Source organism: Spirillospora sp. NPDC048911 (assembly GCF_043198015.1).
In the GTDB taxonomy this organism is placed as follows: Bacteria; Actinomycetota; Actinomycetes; order Streptosporangiales; family Streptosporangiaceae; genus Spirillospora.
Genome location: NZ_JBICUD010000001.1, coordinates 200,401 through 214,787 on the forward strand (window position 1 = coordinate 200,401; position 14,387 = coordinate 214,787).

At 68.9% G+C, this 14,387-nt stretch carries 18 protein-coding genes; 1 reads left to right on the top strand and 17 read right to left on the bottom strand.

Annotation, left to right across the window (positions count from 1 at the left end; genetic code table 11):
* The first annotated feature begins 66 nt into the window (after window positions 1-66).
* The gene (locus ACGFNU_RS00925) at window positions 67-648 is read left to right on the top strand and encodes a hypothetical protein (RefSeq protein WP_392589153.1); all 582 of its coding nucleotides are present in this window, start codon (window positions 67-69) and stop codon (window positions 646-648) included.
* Between the two features lie 90 nt (window positions 649-738).
* On the opposite strand, the gene ACGFNU_RS00930 is transcribed toward ACGFNU_RS00925, so the two are convergent.
* The 17 genes from ACGFNU_RS00930 to ACGFNU_RS01010 form a co-directional block, all read right to left on the bottom strand.
* Window positions 739-2,145 carry a tyrosine-type recombinase/integrase gene (locus ACGFNU_RS00930; protein ID WP_392589154.1) on the bottom strand — a complete coding sequence of 469 codons (1,407 nt, stop codon included), beginning with the start codon at window positions 2,143-2,145 and terminating at the stop codon, window positions 739-741.
* Window positions 2,145-2,342: a helix-turn-helix transcriptional regulator gene (locus tag ACGFNU_RS00935; protein WP_392589155.1), complete on the bottom strand. Its 198-nt coding sequence runs from the start codon at window positions 2,340-2,342 to the stop codon at window positions 2,145-2,147. The genes ACGFNU_RS00930 and ACGFNU_RS00935 overlap by 1 nt, the downstream gene beginning before the upstream one ends.
* A gap of 14 nt (window positions 2,343-2,356) precedes the next feature.
* Window positions 2,357-3,976 carry a YfjI family protein gene (locus ACGFNU_RS00940; protein ID WP_392589156.1) on the bottom strand — a complete coding sequence of 540 codons (1,620 nt, stop codon included), beginning with the start codon at window positions 3,974-3,976 and terminating at the stop codon, window positions 2,357-2,359.
* Window positions 3,973-4,992: a bifunctional DNA primase/polymerase gene (locus ACGFNU_RS00945; RefSeq protein WP_392589157.1), complete on the bottom strand. Its 1,020-nt coding sequence runs from the start codon at window positions 4,990-4,992 to the stop codon at window positions 3,973-3,975. The genes ACGFNU_RS00940 and ACGFNU_RS00945 overlap by 4 nt, the downstream gene beginning before the upstream one ends.
* Window positions 4,992-5,594 (bottom strand): DNA cytosine methyltransferase, encoded by a 603-nt coding sequence (locus ACGFNU_RS00950; protein WP_392589158.1) that lies wholly within the window; start codon window positions 5,592-5,594, stop codon window positions 4,992-4,994. Before ACGFNU_RS00950 ends, ACGFNU_RS00945 begins: the two co-directional genes overlap by 1 nt.
* A gap of 486 nt (window positions 5,595-6,080) precedes the next feature.
* Window positions 6,081-6,356, bottom strand: coding sequence for a hypothetical protein (locus ACGFNU_RS00955; protein WP_392589159.1), 276 nt, complete (start codon window positions 6,354-6,356; stop codon window positions 6,081-6,083).
* A 145-nt stretch (window positions 6,357-6,501) separates the two neighbouring features.
* A complete protein-coding gene (locus ACGFNU_RS00960; protein ID WP_392589160.1) occupies window positions 6,502-8,757 on the bottom strand; it encodes a cell division protein FtsK in 2,256 nt (751 codons plus the stop codon).
* Entirely contained in the window at window positions 8,757-9,923 is a 1,167-nt protein-coding gene (locus ACGFNU_RS00965; protein ID WP_392589161.1) for a hypothetical protein, read from the bottom strand. Before ACGFNU_RS00965 ends, ACGFNU_RS00960 begins: the two co-directional genes overlap by 1 nt.
* Window positions 9,920-10,213 carry a hypothetical protein gene (locus tag ACGFNU_RS00970; protein WP_392589162.1) on the bottom strand — a complete coding sequence of 98 codons (294 nt, stop codon included), beginning with the start codon at window positions 10,211-10,213 and terminating at the stop codon, window positions 9,920-9,922. The genes ACGFNU_RS00965 and ACGFNU_RS00970 overlap by 4 nt, the downstream gene beginning before the upstream one ends.
* Window positions 10,210-10,608 (bottom strand): RRQRL motif-containing zinc-binding protein, encoded by a 399-nt coding sequence (locus tag ACGFNU_RS00975; RefSeq protein WP_392589163.1) that lies wholly within the window; start codon window positions 10,606-10,608, stop codon window positions 10,210-10,212. The genes ACGFNU_RS00970 and ACGFNU_RS00975 overlap by 4 nt, the downstream gene beginning before the upstream one ends.
* A gap of 1 nt (window position 10,609) precedes the next feature.
* On the bottom strand, window positions 10,610-11,551 hold the full coding sequence (locus tag ACGFNU_RS00980; RefSeq protein ID WP_392589164.1) for a DUF4097 family beta strand repeat-containing protein: 942 nt from the start codon (window positions 11,549-11,551) through the stop codon (window positions 10,610-10,612).
* 35 nt (window positions 11,552-11,586) lie between these two features.
* Window positions 11,587-12,144 carry a hypothetical protein gene (locus tag ACGFNU_RS00985; RefSeq protein ID WP_392589165.1) on the bottom strand — a complete coding sequence of 186 codons (558 nt, stop codon included), beginning with the start codon at window positions 12,142-12,144 and terminating at the stop codon, window positions 11,587-11,589.
* 86 nt (window positions 12,145-12,230) lie between these two features.
* On the bottom strand, window positions 12,231-12,449 hold the full coding sequence (locus ACGFNU_RS00990; protein WP_392589166.1) for a hypothetical protein: 219 nt from the start codon (window positions 12,447-12,449) through the stop codon (window positions 12,231-12,233).
* 1 nt (window position 12,450) lies between these two features.
* Complete coding sequence (locus tag ACGFNU_RS00995; protein WP_392589167.1) at window positions 12,451-13,287, bottom strand: NUDIX domain-containing protein; 837 nt, start codon at window positions 13,285-13,287, stop codon at window positions 12,451-12,453.
* A 1-nt stretch (window position 13,288) separates the two neighbouring features.
* Window positions 13,289-13,756: a transcriptional regulator gene (locus tag ACGFNU_RS01000; protein ID WP_392589168.1), complete on the bottom strand. Its 468-nt coding sequence runs from the start codon at window positions 13,754-13,756 to the stop codon at window positions 13,289-13,291.
* The gene (locus ACGFNU_RS01005; protein ID WP_392589169.1) at window positions 13,756-14,052 is read right to left on the bottom strand and encodes a WhiB family transcriptional regulator; all 297 of its coding nucleotides are present in this window, start codon (window positions 14,050-14,052) and stop codon (window positions 13,756-13,758) included. Before ACGFNU_RS01005 ends, ACGFNU_RS01000 begins: the two co-directional genes overlap by 1 nt.
* Window positions 14,053-14,153: 101 nt before the next feature.
* On the bottom strand, window positions 14,154-14,297 hold the full coding sequence (locus ACGFNU_RS01010; protein WP_392589170.1) for a hypothetical protein: 144 nt from the start codon (window positions 14,295-14,297) through the stop codon (window positions 14,154-14,156).
* Window positions 14,298-14,387 lie beyond the last annotated feature (90 nt).

Consider the following 14,387-nt stretch of genomic DNA (forward strand, 5'->3'; position numbering starts at 1 on the left):
CGCGGCCCCCCGCCAGCACCCGCCCGAACCCCAGCCCGGAGTAAGAGAGGGTCTCAAAGAGAGATTATGAATCAGTGGCACGCTGAAGTCACGTACGAAGTTAAAGACCTAGATGATGAGCAACTGCAAAAGCTCATGATCGTGACGCCAGGATTCGCAACAATCAGCCACGATAATGACACCGGCCTCCTTCGTCTCAACCTGATGGTTGAGGCTGGCACGGTGCGAAAGGCTGTAGAAGCTTCCCTACGGACAGCTTCCGATGCAACACGCCAAGTACTTGATAAGGCGCTGACGCCAACAGGCGTTCGAGTGCTAAGCATCGCCGAGCAGCGCGCAGAGATCGAGAATCCAATAGGGCAGGATCTCGTTGGATATATCGAGATCGCAGACCTGCTGGGAGTTTCAAGGCAGCGCGCGCGCCAGCTCGCCGAAGAGAACCAACAGTTTCCTAGCCCTGTGGCTCGGCTGGCGATGGGGCCAGTTTTCACAAGGTCTAGCGTGACGGCTTTCCAAGGACGGTGGGAACGTAAAAGTGGACGCCCTAAGAAGGGCGGAGGCCCTTCAAGGGGTTCCACCTCACCAAGGCAGCGCAGTGAATCCCGGCTCCTTCGCAATATAGAGAGGGATGAGGCTTCACTGAAATAAGGGGCACAGAGACGAGCCCCTGACCGGCGATTCCGCTAGTCAGGGGCTCGCTTAGGATTCACCTATGGGCGCATCCAGCTTTCGTTGAACTCAGTCGCTCCGTAGTGCCTGCTCAATGCGGCGTTTGGCTGTCTCGTCCTGGCCCTCGATGCACTTGGCGTAGACCCGTAGCAGCACCTCGACACTGTGGCCGGCCCACTCAGCGACTTGAGTAGCCGGTACACCGCCGTTGAGCCAGGTGGACACGCACGCGTGGCGGAGGTCATAGACCCTTCGGGCGAGCGGTGAGGCGTACTCGGCCTCGCTGAGCGCCGTCTGGCGGGCGGTGTCCCATGCGCGCCGGTAGGTGATGCTGGCCAGTTCAGCGCCGCGGACTCCCCAGAACAGCCGGGCGCCGGGGCCGGGGCCGATGTCGCGCAGGTGGGCGCGCAGGATGCGGGTAAGCGGTGGCGCGGTGGGTACGCGTCGCCATTCGCCCTCGGCGCGGCCCTTGAGCTGGCGCTGTTCCCTGTTGGCGCCGTCGTCGGTCCAGTCGCTTCCGACTTCGGGACTGGCGGTGTTGAAGTGCAGTTCTCCCCAGTCGTCGGCGGGTTCCTGCCACTTTTGGATGTGGTCGTCCCAGACCAGGGCGGGAAGTGTGACGTTCTCGACGCGGAGGTTCACGGCCTCTTCGGGGCGAAGCGCCGCGTAGTAGATGACGGCAAAGAACGCCACGAGGCGTTCCCCGCTTGGCCTCTGCGTACGGACTGCTTCGAACAGCCGACGCGCTTGATCGTGATTGACGACCGACCGGCGATCGACTTCCGCGGATCCTTTGCTCCGCGCCTTCCATTTCGTGGTCTTGATTGGGTTGCTGGGCAGAACGCCGATCTCAACGGCGTATTCGCACGCATGGTGCAAGATCGCGCGGTTGCGTTGAACGGAGGATGGCGCGGCCGGTTCTCCATCTAGCCGTGTCGCGGCTGCGTTGAGGAGTTCGCGCACTGCTGCGGGATCGGCCAGCGTGGACATGGGCTTGCTGTGATTCTCGACCCAGCGCAGAACCTCGGTGGCGTGCGGCGGGCACGCGGCACGGTTCTTGGTGTTGAAAGCCCATCGACGAAGCGCGGTGCGAATGTCCTGGCCTTTGGGCTTTCCACGTTCGGAGTCGAGCATCACGGGTGTGACGGTGACGAGCGCCCATACGGTGTTCGCGCGGTGCTTGCCCGAAATGCCCTTCCATTTCATGTCCATGTAGGCAAGGCAGAACGCATACCATGACATGTCTTTCTTGGCGCGTCCCCAACTGACTGGGCGGCCGGTGGTGACGTCGAATGCCTCGCCTTTGCGGGCGGCGGTGCGTAGTTCTGCCTTGAAGCTGTCGGCTTGAGCTTTGACGCGGAATGATTCACGCCACACCTTGGGGCCGACCTTCCACCTGACGGTATAGGTGGTGGCACTCTTTCCCTTGTAGACCTCGGTTTTGTAGATACGGACGTCGTAGGTGATGTTCTCCATCAGGCGGCCACCTTCTGGGCTTCCCACCACGCGTTGAGGTCGTCTCGACTGACTCGCAGTTCGCCGTTTGGAATCTTGGTGCACTCGGGCGCGAGACCTTTGGCGCGCCAGTCGTAGAAGGTGGATCGTGAGATCTTGATCTCGGTGCACACCTCGGTGAGGGTGAGCCATTCCAGTCGGTTGGCGGGACGCTTCACGTTCTGCCCTCGCTTCACGGGTTCTTGCGATCGGTTGGCTGTTTCGCTTGCGGCGTCGTGCTTGGTGGCTGTTCGCCGCGCGGGTTATGTAGGCGTGGGTGGACGTGATAGGTAGGCGACGGGCGGCGGCCGGGGCCGACCCGTTCGGGATCGGGTTGGCGGCGTATCCATCCGTATTGCTCCAAGAGATCTAGAGCGGGTTCGAGTTCAGCGACTTTGCCGAACTTGCTGCGCGGAAGTTTGCTGAAGAGATGGCGGACGGTGAATTGCTCGGGGCGGTTTCGTTCAAGCCATGCGTAGACGTGGCGGGCAGCCTCGTGGTCGGGGTCGGCGCCCATGGCGTCGAATGCGGCAATGGCGTGCGTGGTGAAGTACTCGCCGATGGCGATGGCAGCGTGCATGGTGTCGGCGGATATCGGGATGCGGTAGCCGTCGGTGATGTGGGCGGCCAGGTGGAGAAGTCCGGCTAGTCGGGCAACGGCACCGCAGTATTTACCGGCCCAGTCTCCGAGGTGGCCGAGGTCGCCGGTTTCGGGGTGAAGCCGAGGTTCGTGGCGGGTTTCTAGGGCGAGTAGCGCGGCGTCGGCGTCGGGACTCAGTTGCAGCCGAGCGGGGTCGTCCCAGTCATGCAGGGTGGACACCAGTTGTTGCAGGTTGGCGTCATATGCGGCGGCCACGTCGGTCGGAATGGGCGGCGGGTTGATTTTGCGGCGGCCGATGTTGCTGGCGGGCAGGGCGTACAGCAGTCGGCCGAGCAAACCTTTGCCGCGGAAACCCGGCATGCCAGCGATGTCGAGGATGACCTCGGGCTGTACCGCCAAGCCAAGGGTGAGCGCGGCGTGTTCGACGTGCTCAGTGCGGCCTTGCCGGTCAACCCGGAGCATGTCGCCAGCGTGGCCTTTGAGGAACACGTCAAGGTTTGGAGTGGAGGAATAGCGGCCGGCCAGGGTGGCAAAGATGCCGCCCTCGGCGCTGAGTACGGCCAGGCGTCCGCCTTGTTCGGCCAGCAGGGATGCGGCTTTCTCGGGGGTGATGTCGTCGGCTACCAGGCGCGGCTTGACCGGAATGGTGATCGCGTCCACTGCCATGGCGGCGTCGGTGGCCTCTACCAGCGCGTTGGGGTCTCCGCCGGGGCCGGTTTTGCTGGCCGCGATGTTGGCGGCCTTGTCGGCGGCGGCCTTGGCCACGCGGCGGGCGAGTTCGGCCTCGATGATGTGGGGTTCGGTGCGCTCGACAAGCTGTCGTTCGGCATTGAGTAGCGGCTGAGTCATGGCGCGGAAGACCGCGGATTTGCGTGAGCCAGGCGGCATGGCCACCACGGTGAAGATGTTGACCGGCTCGGACCACGATCCGCGGACGTTGACGATCACGCGTCCGCCGGCTGCCGTGGAGAGCGCGGCCAGCCCGATGCAGCCGGCCAGATCGGTCGGGGTTTGGGTGAACTCGGCCACCGCGGCTACCTGCTCAGCAACCCACGTGGGCAGGACGGTAGCCGGGAAGGTAGGCAGCGCGCGTTGCGCGCCGACGGGCACGGGGTCTTCCCATGCGGCGTGTTCGGCATGGGTGGTGATGCGCTCCCCGGCGCCCAGCGGGCCAAGGATGTCGGCGGCGGTGCGGGGTGGAGGCGTGGTCATGCGACCCTCCGAGGTTCGCGAGCGCCGCGGTCGAGGCCGGATCGGATGGTGCCGTATGCCTCGCGGGGCGGCTGCCCGACCGTCTCCCCGGCAATCTGGAGGGCGTCTTCTGCCAGATCACGGGGCAGCATGTCGGCGCCTACAAGCTGGCCGAGCCGGATGGCGGCGCGAAAGAGCGTGGTGTTGTGCTGATGGGCGGCTGAGTCGAGCACGCCCTGTACCTCGTCGCGTAGCGCGGCATCGGCGTACCGGGTGATCCGGTCGGCGCCAAGTCCGGCCAGGCGGGCGCGGAGGATGTCACGCGAGGCGGGGTCGAGCTGGCGCCGCGGCCGAGGGGTAAGCGGTTCGGCTAGCCATGCGGGGAGCGGCGCCGGCGGTGCGTCGTGGATGATCTCGTAATGGCCGGTACCGTCGGGCCGGTCCACAAAGCTGCCAGGCGCGACGACGTACCCACCGTCCGCGCGGGTGTCGATCAGCCATCCGAGCCGTTCGGCGGTGTTACTCAGCGTCGCCCCATCAGGGGCCGTGAAGTAGAGGTGCAGGCCACCGCGGCGGGTGCGCACCTGGAGAGTGTCGAACGGGAACGGCTGCCCATGGCGCTCGCACAGCGCGGCGAACACGTCCGCGCCGTCGCCGATGCCGGCCTCATCCGCCCACTCGGGCGGCGGAACCTGGCCGGGCTTGGGGGTGTCCAGATCGATCACCACGAGTCCGGACGGACCACACGCCACCGCGATGTTGAACGGTGCCCGCGCCCAGAACGGGCGGATTTTGGCGGGGTCGGTGGTGGCGTGGCGCTCCCAGTCTTTGAAGCCTCGCAGGGGTACCTTGTCGCGCGGCTTGAGTGGGAAGACGTGCCAGCCGCGCGAGGCGTGTGCGAGCGCCACCATGGACATGGGCCGGGTGGGGGCGTGGGTGGTCATGCTGCGCTCTCCGTCAAGTCGTGGGCGTGCTGCTGCATCCGACGCGTTGCGTCCCGCGGCGGGAGACGACGCATCGGTCTTTGCCGGGTTCATCACGCGGCCACCTCCCTGCCGGTCAGGTGTGCGGCGAGGGCGGCGCCGATGTGGCGTGTGTAGGCGGGCGGGATGGCCTCACGGAGTTCGTCGCGTGTCATCCACGCGATGCCCATCGCCTCGCGGGCGTAGGCGACGCCGGAGAAGTTGCCGACGACGTGCACGAAGTCGCCGGGCTGGGGCGGGCGGCCCATCTTGCGCAGCGGCGCGGCGTGCGCCGGGTGCGGCATGACGGGAATCGGGTGGCTGGTCTCGAACTCGCGGTGGCGGTAGACGCGCAGGCCGGGGAACATCGCCCCGCACAGGGTGACCGGATCCCGGAGCGGCGCGCCGGGCACGTTCTCGATCACATACGGCAGGCCGGACGCCTGGAGCAGGGCGCGGACGGGGGCGATCAGGTCGGGATGGGCGTTGCCGCGGATGCGCTGGGCGAGGGTGTACGCCTGGCATGGCGGGCTGGCGTGGATGGCATCGAACCGAGCTAGGAACGCCGGATCGGCGAGCAGGGTGAGAGCGTCGGCCTGAATGAACGGGAACGGGTTGTGTGGCTGAGGTGCGATGTCCACCGCGGTGACGTCATATCCGGCGAGGTGGTAGCCCATGCCAGCGCCGCCGGCACAGGAAAAGGCGTCAAGGATGCGCAGTCCGTTCCACGGACGGGCGGGCAGGGCTACTCGACTGTGCCTAAGGCGAGCCGAGACGTACCGGGCATGGTGCGCCATGATGAGAGTGCTCCTTTTCGGGTCCTCGTTCGGGGACGTGATCGGTTGGAGCAAGACCCCGGCGTCGTGCTTGGTGGCTGTGCGCCGGGGTCGCGCCATGTCCGGCGGCGGGTCAGTGGTGGCTGTCCAGAGCCGCCGCGCATCCGTCGCAGCCGCACGACCACATGACGCCGTGCTCGGGGCAGGTCGCGCCGTTCGTCGGCGTGCGCCGGGCGCGAGTAGGGGCGGTAGCTGTGGGGCGGGGCTGTGTAGGCGTACTGGCCAGGCCCCATCGCTCGCGGATCTCGGCGGATGTGGCGGGGGTGAGTGGCTCCCATTCCGGGATCGGCGGATTGTGCGTCATGCGCGGTCTCCTGTGGCGGTAGCTCAGCGGTGACGGCTGTTGCGGTCGTGGGTGTTCTTGAGGTAGGTCCACAGGCGGCGGCCGATGCGGAGTTGGGCGCCTTTGCCGTTGCAGCGGTGGCAGTAGCGCCAGGCGCGGCCGGACGGGGAGCGATGCTTGCCGCCCTCGCAGTAACGGCATGACCGATACGGCCAGATCAGGCAGTGGATCATGTAGCCGGTGGCGGCGAGGATGGCGAGCAACAGCAGCGGTCCGGGGCCGGTTCCGGAGTCGGTAGCGGCGGCGAGCACAGTGGGCATTTGAGCCCTCCATAGGGCCGATCTGGGGTTTTCGGGCAAGGCGGGGCTACGGTCTACGTCGCTGATCACTGAGTGGGTTGGGGGCTACGAGGGGGGTCTACGGGTAGCGGGGTGCGGGTCTACCCGTAGACCCCCACGGCGTGGCTCAGGCGGTCGAGTCGTCGGCCTTGTCGAGTGCGGCGAGGATGTGTTCGCGGACGATGCCGCGGCTGTTCTCGCGTTCGCCGTTTGGTGCTGTCCGATTCACCTGCACGGTGCGGATGCCGTACGGCTTGAGTGCGTTGGCCAGGGCGGTGGCCTTGGCGGTCTTGTGCTCGGCGTCGCTGGCGCCGTCGGGGCGCTGAGCCCACGGCCCGTAGACCTTGGGCCGCAGTTCGGCGAGGCGGTCCACCAGCACGTGAGACCAGAGCTTGTCTTCGCTGTCGGTGGTGACGGCGATGACGTCGGCCAGCAGGGTGGCCTCGTCGCTCTCGTCGGTGGCCAGGTCGGCGCCGGCGGCGTAGCCGGTCAGGTAGCCGGTGGCCTTGCGCATCGCGCGGGCGCGCAGCGCGATCGTCTCCGCGGCGGGCGCGTCCACGTACACCGATCGCACGATGCGGGCGGCGTCGCCCTCGCCGCGCAGATAGCAGATGCCCTTGTCGTTGAGGCTGAACATGGTGGCCTTGATGCCGTTCTTGTGGGCCGAGGTGCCCAGCACCATGTCGTTGGCGTCGTGGTCCATGACCTTGAGGCAGATGCGCATGCCGGCGTTGGCCGAGATGGGCTTGGGCAGCGACTTGGCGTCCGGGCGCTGGGTGGCCAGAACCAGCACCATCCCGAGCGCGGGACCGCGCTTGACCAGGTCGGTGCAGATCTCTTCGAATTCCGCGCCGTGCTTGCGGTGTTCGAACCACACCTGACATTCGTCCACCGCGATGGTGATGGGGTGCAGGCGAAGCGACTTGTCGGAGGCCAGTTCGGGCGTAACCTTGCTCTCGGGGCACCGGTCCTTGGGCAGGTTGCGGATGACCTTGGCGCGGCGCCGCAACTCCGTGCGAAGCGCCCTCATGTCCTTGAGGGCGTACAGGATGTCCTCGTCTTCGTCGCCGGCGCGGTAGGCGTGCGCGATCGGCGCTAGCGGGGACAGGTCACCGGTTCCCTTGAGGTCGTAGATGTGCAGTTCGTTGCGCACATCCAGCCCCGCGAGCAGCGCCAGCAGGCGCAGGATGAACGTCTTGCCCATCCGCGGAATCGAGCCGATGATGATCGACACGAACATCAAGGTCAGGGTGACGAACCGGCCGCGCTGATCAGTGCCGAACGGGGCGGGCTCGAACACGTCCACCTTGCCGGCCTTGGCCAGTGGCCAGGCGGGTTGCTTGGCCTTGGCCATCGGGCGATCCCCGACCCACAGGACCAGGCGGCCGGCGTGCTCGTCTTCCTCGCCAGGCTCCGGCCACACACACCCGACGGGGCGGCGCAGCCCGGAGGCCAGCTTGTCGCGGCGTTCCATGATGTCGTTGGCGGTGACGCCGTGCGGGAGATCGATGTCGGCGCGCCAGCCGGGGCCGTCGCGGGTGATCGGCGCAGGAAACGCGATCCCGCTACCGTCCTTGACGGCCCTGTTGATCTCGCCGATGCCCAGCGACGACAGCGCCCGGACCACGGTCTCACTGGTCAGCTTGGGCGCCTTGGTAGCCACCACAGCGGTGTCAAGGACGCGCTTGTCTTGCGGGGTGCCGATCCAACCCAGCACCGCCACCAGTGCGGCCAGTGCGGCGGCTTGGGCCAGTCCGCCAGCCGCCATGACAGCGGAGGCGGCCAGACCGGCACCGCCGAGGGCGGCCAGGGCGATGATGCGGCGCCACCGTACGTGGTCGTCGCGTTCGCGGATCAGCTTGAGGTAGCCGTCGATGTCGTTGCGGTCCACCGCGTAGGTGCGCAGCGGCATGCCCTCGGCGTCGAACGTCCACCGCCAGGTGGCGGCCGTGACCCGGTACAGCCCGAGCGGTGAGCGCAGCGTCAGGCGCAGCGCGTACAGCGGGACGCGGGCGGCGTGGTAGCCGGTGACGTGGCCGACGTAGCCGACGGCCCACCGCATGGTGGCCTTGGCCTCGTTCGCCTCACGCAGCCACGGCGCGATGATCGGGCGACGCCGTCCCTGATCGGCCAGCATCCGGGCGCGGATGTCGGACCGCTCGGTGCCGGTGGGCCGGTCCACCAGCACGCGCCCTTCGAGTACCTCCTCCTCGGCCTCATGGTCCGCCGTGGTGTCGGGCCGGTCCGTCACCGTCGGCGCGCTCGTGGCGTCGGCGCCAGCGGCCAGCGCGGCGGGGGTGTCGGCGGTGTCGTTGGCGGTGTCGTCGAGGTCAGGGCGTACGGGCAGTTTGATGACTTCGCCCATGGGCTTGCTAAAACTCATCAGGCGTCACCTCCCTGGCCGGTCGAGTCGGCCAGCGTGGTCGGAGCGGTCGGAGTCGAGTCGGCAGGGATCGGGGCGGCAGTGACCTCGGGGAGCAGGCGGGCGCGCAGTCGGCTACCGGTCCGCTCGGAGACCTTGAGCCGACGGCCCAAGTCCGCCCCGGACATTTCGGGGTTGGCGGCCAGCAGTGCCCGCGCCCTGGCGGTCGTTTTGTCGCTCTTGTTGGCGGACCTTTTGGCGGACTTGCGGACGGACACGCGGCCGGTCTTGCTGTCCGCGCGTTCGTCGGACCTACGGCCGGCCGCGTCCGCCGTGGCGTTGTCCGCGTCGGTGTCGGTCGTGGTGTCCGACGGGTTGTCCGCCACCGCAGCCGGCCGCGTGTCCGCCGTGGTGGCGGAGTCGGGGGCGGGCAGGGCGGGCAGGTCCCGCTGAGTGATGGCGCGGCGGCCGGGTGCGATGGGCGCCTCATCTAGGACCCATGCGCGGAAGCCCTTGACCGTGGTGACCGGCGCCATGCCCAGTCGCAGCCCCCACAGCGCCAGCGCGCCGGCCGCCGCCAGGGGCGAGCGGTCGTCGTCGGCGCCGGGCCGTCCGGCCAGCGCACGACGCCGCACGACGGCGATCAGCCGGTCAGAGGCAGCGGCGTACAGCGCGGCGGGCAGAATCCACGCGGCCAGCGACTTGACCGAGCCGGGGTCGGCCGACAGCGCATTCATCGCCAGAGAGCCACCGACGCAGGCCAGGTTCAGCACGCGTTCGGCGACCGCCGGGCGGCCGAGCCGGGCCTGTGCCAGCGCCAGCAGGGCGAAGATGACCGCGGCGGCGTCCAACCCGAGAGCCTCCAACATGGAGGCGGTCTTCTCGCCCTTCTCCGCGTGCACGAACGCGTACTGCGCGCGGAACGAGACGTAGCCCTGCGCGATGGCCAACAGCAGCAGCAGAACGCTCGCGGTCGCCAGCAACCAGGCGCCGGCCCGATCGGGGCGCCGCTCCCCCGCCTTGTCGGCGGTCGCGTCGTCGCCATTGCGGGCACCGAGCCACTTGGGCAGGTACCGCAGGTTGTAGACCTGCACCGGACGGCCGTAGCGGTTGGTACCGACGGCGGGATGCTGGCCGTTGGCGTTTGGCGTGGTCCCGTAGGACGGGGTGTCGTAGGTCGCGGTCATGCGGCGTCCCTCCCTTGCCACACCCCGGCGGGGCGGTCGATGCGTACGAGGGGGCGGTGCGACTCGGTGTCCAGGTCGGCGGCCATGACCGCCTTGCCGCATGAGGCGCACCGGAAGTGCACAGGGCCGCCGTCCAACGCGGTGCGGCAGGTCGGGCAGTGCTTCGCCGTCCACGGCGAGCGCCGCGGCGGGATCGGGGGCTCGTTCGGGGGCGTGATCGGTCGCAGCGTGGTGGCCGGCGTCGTGCTTGGTGGCTGTACGCCGGTCGCCACGGGCTTGAGGATGGTCATGCTGCGGTGGCCTCCGTTTCGGTAGCGCAATCCAGGCAGACGCCCAGATGGCGAGGCAGGACATAGCCGGCATCGGTGCCGCACTCCGGGCAGGTGCGCCGGGCGGCCAGGGCCTTGCCCAGTGCGGCACGCTGGCGTTCGGTGGCGGTGCGCTTGGGCAGCGCGAGACGGATGTCGTACAGGTAGGCGGCGCGGACACCGACACCGCGGCGCTGGTAGCGGCGTGAGCGCCACAGCACTTGCGCGGCCACCTGCTGGCCGGCGGGGCGCAACCCCATCGCGGTGAGCTGGCGCCGCGTGGCCAGGTGCGGCGGCGCCATCCGCCACGGGTAGGTGGGGATGCCGTACCGGTCCCCGCGCGGGTCCCAGAACGCCGCGGCGGTTCGGCGGCTCATGTCAGGCACCGCCCGTTCCGCGACGCGGGCGGCGCGGCCGTGCCGCCGCCGTGGGGGTGTCGTCGGGCGTGGTCACAGTGCCGGACCGCGAGTCGGCGCGGACGGTCAGCCCCTCGGCCAGCGCGGCAGGTGCGGCGGTGACGGTGACGTCCCCGGACACCGAGCGGGCGCCCACCGTGCCGCCCTCGGTGGCGTGCACGGTGATGTCACCTGACACCGTGGCCGTGGCGATCAGCCCGCCCGTGTCGGGCAGCGCAATGGCTCCCGACGTCGTGCGGGCCTGCACATCGTCAGCGCGGTCGATCCGGATGTCTCCCGAGACCGAACGGACCTCGGCCGGGCCGTCCACCGCGGCGGCGCGCACGTCTCCGGACGTGGTCTCCGCCGTCAGGCGCACGGTTCCGCCAAGGGCCAGGCCACCGGACACCGAGACGAAATCCACGCTGGCGTACTCGCCGTGCGCGGCCAGATCTGCCGATCGGGTACGCACCGCCAGGTGTGAGCCCTCCGGCACGCGGGCGGTGATCTCGATGTCTCCACCGACGACCGTCACACCGTCGATGACGACCTTGCCACCACCGATGGTGATGGCACCGTCAGCGCCGATGACGGCGCCGGTGACCGACGCGCCAGCCGGAATGCTGCCCGTGATCTGCGTGATGACGGTGCCGCCGTGATTGCGGACGGTGGTCTGAACACCGCCGCCGCGCACCTCCGGTACCGCGGCCAGCAGGGCACCGCCACCGCGGCCGTAGTTGGTGTTCCAGCGCAGCACGGCGCGGCGCACCGCGTCAGCCACCGCCGGGTCATCCCCGCGGGCGGTGATGGTCATCTCCGCCGTGCGGCGTTCGGGTTCGGCGGTCACCGTGATGGCGCCGGCGGGCAGGTCGATGACCACCAGTACCGGGCCAGGCCGCTCGGCGATCAGGGTTCGAGTTGTCACTTGGCTGTCTCCTCCTGTGTTGGCAGGCAGGGGGGTCATGCCGCCGCGACGGCGGCGAGGGTGGACCGGGGGCGGTGCAGGTGGGCGTGGTAGGTCACGCCCTTGGCGGTGATCCGTGCGGGGTGGAAGCGCTCAGGTGTCAGCGCGCACAGTCCGGTGGTCACCACGTCGCGGAACAGCGCCGCGGAGATGATGAGCGCGGTGTCGTGGCCGGACTGTGCGCTGAGTAGGCGGCGCAGGGGCGCGGCGTTGAGCAGTCGCGCGGCCACGATCGGCGCGTCTCCGGCCGGGCCGAACGGTCCGGGCAGCAACGTGCCGTGATGCAGCGCGATCCGCAGTCTGAGCGGTCGCTCGGCGCCCTGGTTGCGGTCGCTGACCGCGGCGGCCAGGTGACGGGTGAAGTCCCCGACCACCACGGCGGGGCAGGTGTCAGCGGGCAGCACCGACAGTTCACCGTCGCCGTTGACCTGCCGATACCAACCGGCCCGATCCAGCCCAGCGGCGCCGGCCGCGGCGGTCAGCACCGCGTCAAGCGTCGTCTGGGCATCGAGCTGGCCGCACACGTCGCGGGCGCTGTACCGCTCGATGTCCACCGCGGCCACCAGGCGGTACACCAACCGGCGGCCGGTCCGAGCGTCGGCAGGGAAGGAGTCCGGGGGGCGGGGTGTCAAACGGGCACTCACGACGACTCACCCCTGTTGGGCTGGATGAATACGCACCACAGCGACGCCACCATGCCGAGACCCGAGATCAGCGGGAGCGGCATTGCTGCGTGGCCGGTGGTCCGGTAGATCACGGTGCAGGCGGTGAAGCACGCCAGGTGGAAGACGAAGATGCAGGGCATGACCCGGAGGGCCAGGTGAAGTAGCCGGCTATGCAGCCTGCGCAGGGTGGTCATCTCAGGCCACCCCCAGCGCCGTGCGGAGCATGCCGACATGCGCGGCGAACACCGCGCCGCCATAGGTCTCGGTGAGGCGGGCGGTAAGGGTGTCGTAGGAGTCGGCGCGGATCCATGCGGCGCGGGCGGCGTCGTCGGCGCCGGTCACGTCCGGGAATCGGACGAGGGTGCCCAGGTGCGCGGTGCACAGCACCGTGACCATCCATGCCTCGTCACTGGCGCGGGGGTCGGGCACATACCGCGGCCGGCCGGACTGCCACGACGCGCCGGGTACGGTGAGGCCGGTCTCTTCGGCCAGCTCACGGATCGCGGCCTCAAGGGCACTCTCGCCAGGATCGACGTGCCCGCCGGGCAGCGCCCAACCGTGCCCGTCGTCGCGCTCCACCATGACGATCCAGCGACGACCCTCGTAGTCGAGAGCCGACACCAGCGCGTCAGCGGCCAGCGCCTCCCCCCAGTGGCCCAGCTCGTTGCGGCCGTGCCGGACACCGGTCGGGCCGCAGGGGTTGACGGGACGTCCGTCGATCACCTCGAACGGGATGGCGGCGGCGGCTTGCCGCGGCGCCCAGTCGATCCGAGTGGGGTCGGTCTCGGGGTCGGCCCAGCCGTCACGAACACCGATGGTGAACACGTCAGGGTGCGTGTAGGTCACGGCGTCGGCGGTCGTCGGGGTGTTCGCCTCGATGCGCTCCATGAGCGTCAAGAGGCGCTGTTCGATGTCTTCCAGGGTCAGGTGTTTGTCGGCGGTCCACTTGTCGGCCGACTCGTCAAAGGACGCGGCGATGCGGTCGGTGATCTGGGCGAGTTCGGCGGTGATCTGCTGGGTGGTCATCGTCATGTCAGGCCACCCCCATGCAGCCGATCAGGGCGGCGATGAACAGCCATCCCACGTGCCAGCTTTGGTCGAGGGCGTAGGCGCCGGTGCCGGTCGGGGCGGCCTTGCCGTTACCGAGCCGGTAGAAGTCGCCCTTGCCGGGGATGATGCGGCGGCCGAGCCACTCGGCCAGGGCGGCGAGGGTGACGCGCCGGTCCGCCCAGTAGTGCGACACACCGTCCACCGCCAGCGCGGTGCCGACCGCGGCGGGGTGCAGCGGGATGCCGATCACCACGGCCATGAGCGTCAGGGCGGCGGCCTTGGTGGCGGCGAGAGTGACCACGTGCTTGGCGCACAGGATGCGGCCGGCCCAACCGGGAGCTTCCTTGCCGCACGCCTGTGCGTGCGTCTGCATCCAGTGGTCGCCCACCTCGTGGGCGGCGTACAGCGCCGCGAACACCGCGGCGAACGTCGTGGCGTCGGCGCCCAACATCAGGCCACCTCACCGAGGTTCCGCGCGGCCATCTCGGTGATCTCGTCGGCGTGGTAGCCGGCCCAGATACCGCGCTTGGGCAGGGTGCGGAACGCGTACTCGTCGCAGAGCGCCCGGACGGGGCACTCCGCGCACACCTGCCGGGCGACCTCCTCGCGGGCGGCGCGGTCCTCGATCGTCTCGGACGCGGGGTTGTTGGGGCCGTCGTGCAACTCCGGGAGGGACAGGCACTCGGCCTGATCGATCAGTTCGTTCGACAGGTCCCACAGGGACATCTCGGCGATGCGGTCACTCACGATTTCGATCTCCTGTGCTGAGGGGGTTCGGGGGCGTGATCGGTTGGAGGTGAGGTCCCGGCGCCGTGCTTGGTGGCTGTCGGCCGGAACCGGCGGAAGGGTCAGCCCAGCGCGCCGACGAACCGGGCCAGCGCGTCAATCGCCTGGTTGACCGCGTTCGCGGCCTGCTCCGGGTTCTTGAACACGAACACCGCGCACACCACGGCGGCGATGACCTGCGGATACTTCTTGGGCTGCGGGAACATCCGACGGACCTCCTGCGGTTGACCAACTTGGCTAGTCATCTCGACTGGCCAACAGCATGACCAACCTGGCTAGTCAGGTCAAGAGATTTC

Excerpts from the sequence above, each read along its gene's own strand:
- ACGFNU_RS00930 (WP_392589154.1), bottom strand. The coding sequence starts at position 2,145 with ATGGAGAACATCACCTACGACGTCCGTATCTACAAAACCGAGGTCTAC.
- ACGFNU_RS00970 (WP_392589162.1), bottom strand. The coding sequence starts at position 10,213 with ATGACCATCCTCAAGCCCGTGGCGACCGGCGTACAGCCACCAAGCACG.
- ACGFNU_RS00960 (WP_392589160.1), bottom strand. The coding sequence starts at position 8,757 with ATGAGTTTTAGCAAGCCCATGGGCGAAGTCATCAAACTGCCCGTACGC.
- ACGFNU_RS00995 (WP_392589167.1), bottom strand. The coding sequence starts at position 13,287 with ATGACGATGACCACCCAGCAGATCACCGCCGAACTCGCCCAGATCACC.
- ACGFNU_RS00955 (WP_392589159.1), bottom strand. The coding sequence starts at position 6,356 with ATGCCCACTGTGCTCGCCGCCGCTACCGACTCCGGAACCGGCCCCGGA.
- ACGFNU_RS00940 (WP_392589156.1), bottom strand. The coding sequence starts at position 3,976 with ATGACCACGCCTCCACCCCGCACCGCCGCCGACATCCTTGGCCCGCTG.
- ACGFNU_RS00975 (WP_392589163.1), bottom strand. The coding sequence starts at position 10,608 with ATGAGCCGCCGAACCGCCGCGGCGTTCTGGGACCCGCGCGGGGACCGG.
- ACGFNU_RS00950 (WP_392589158.1), bottom strand. The coding sequence starts at position 5,594 with ATGGGCTACCACCTCGCCGGATATGACGTCACCGCGGTGGACATCGCA.
- ACGFNU_RS00945 (WP_392589157.1), bottom strand. The coding sequence starts at position 4,992 with ATGAACCCGGCAAAGACCGATGCGTCGTCTCCCGCCGCGGGACGCAAC.
- ACGFNU_RS00990 (WP_392589166.1), bottom strand. The coding sequence starts at position 12,449 with ATGACCACCCTGCGCAGGCTGCATAGCCGGCTACTTCACCTGGCCCTC.
- ACGFNU_RS00925 (WP_392589153.1), top strand. The coding sequence starts at position 67 with ATGAATCAGTGGCACGCTGAAGTCACGTACGAAGTTAAAGACCTAGAT.
- ACGFNU_RS01000 (WP_392589168.1), bottom strand. The coding sequence starts at position 13,756 with ATGTTGGGCGCCGACGCCACGACGTTCGCCGCGGTGTTCGCGGCGCTG.
- ACGFNU_RS00965 (WP_392589161.1), bottom strand. The coding sequence starts at position 9,923 with ATGACCGCGACCTACGACACCCCGTCCTACGGGACCACGCCAAACGCC.
- ACGFNU_RS01010 (WP_392589170.1), bottom strand. The coding sequence starts at position 14,297 with ATGTTCCCGCAGCCCAAGAAGTATCCGCAGGTCATCGCCGCCGTGGTG.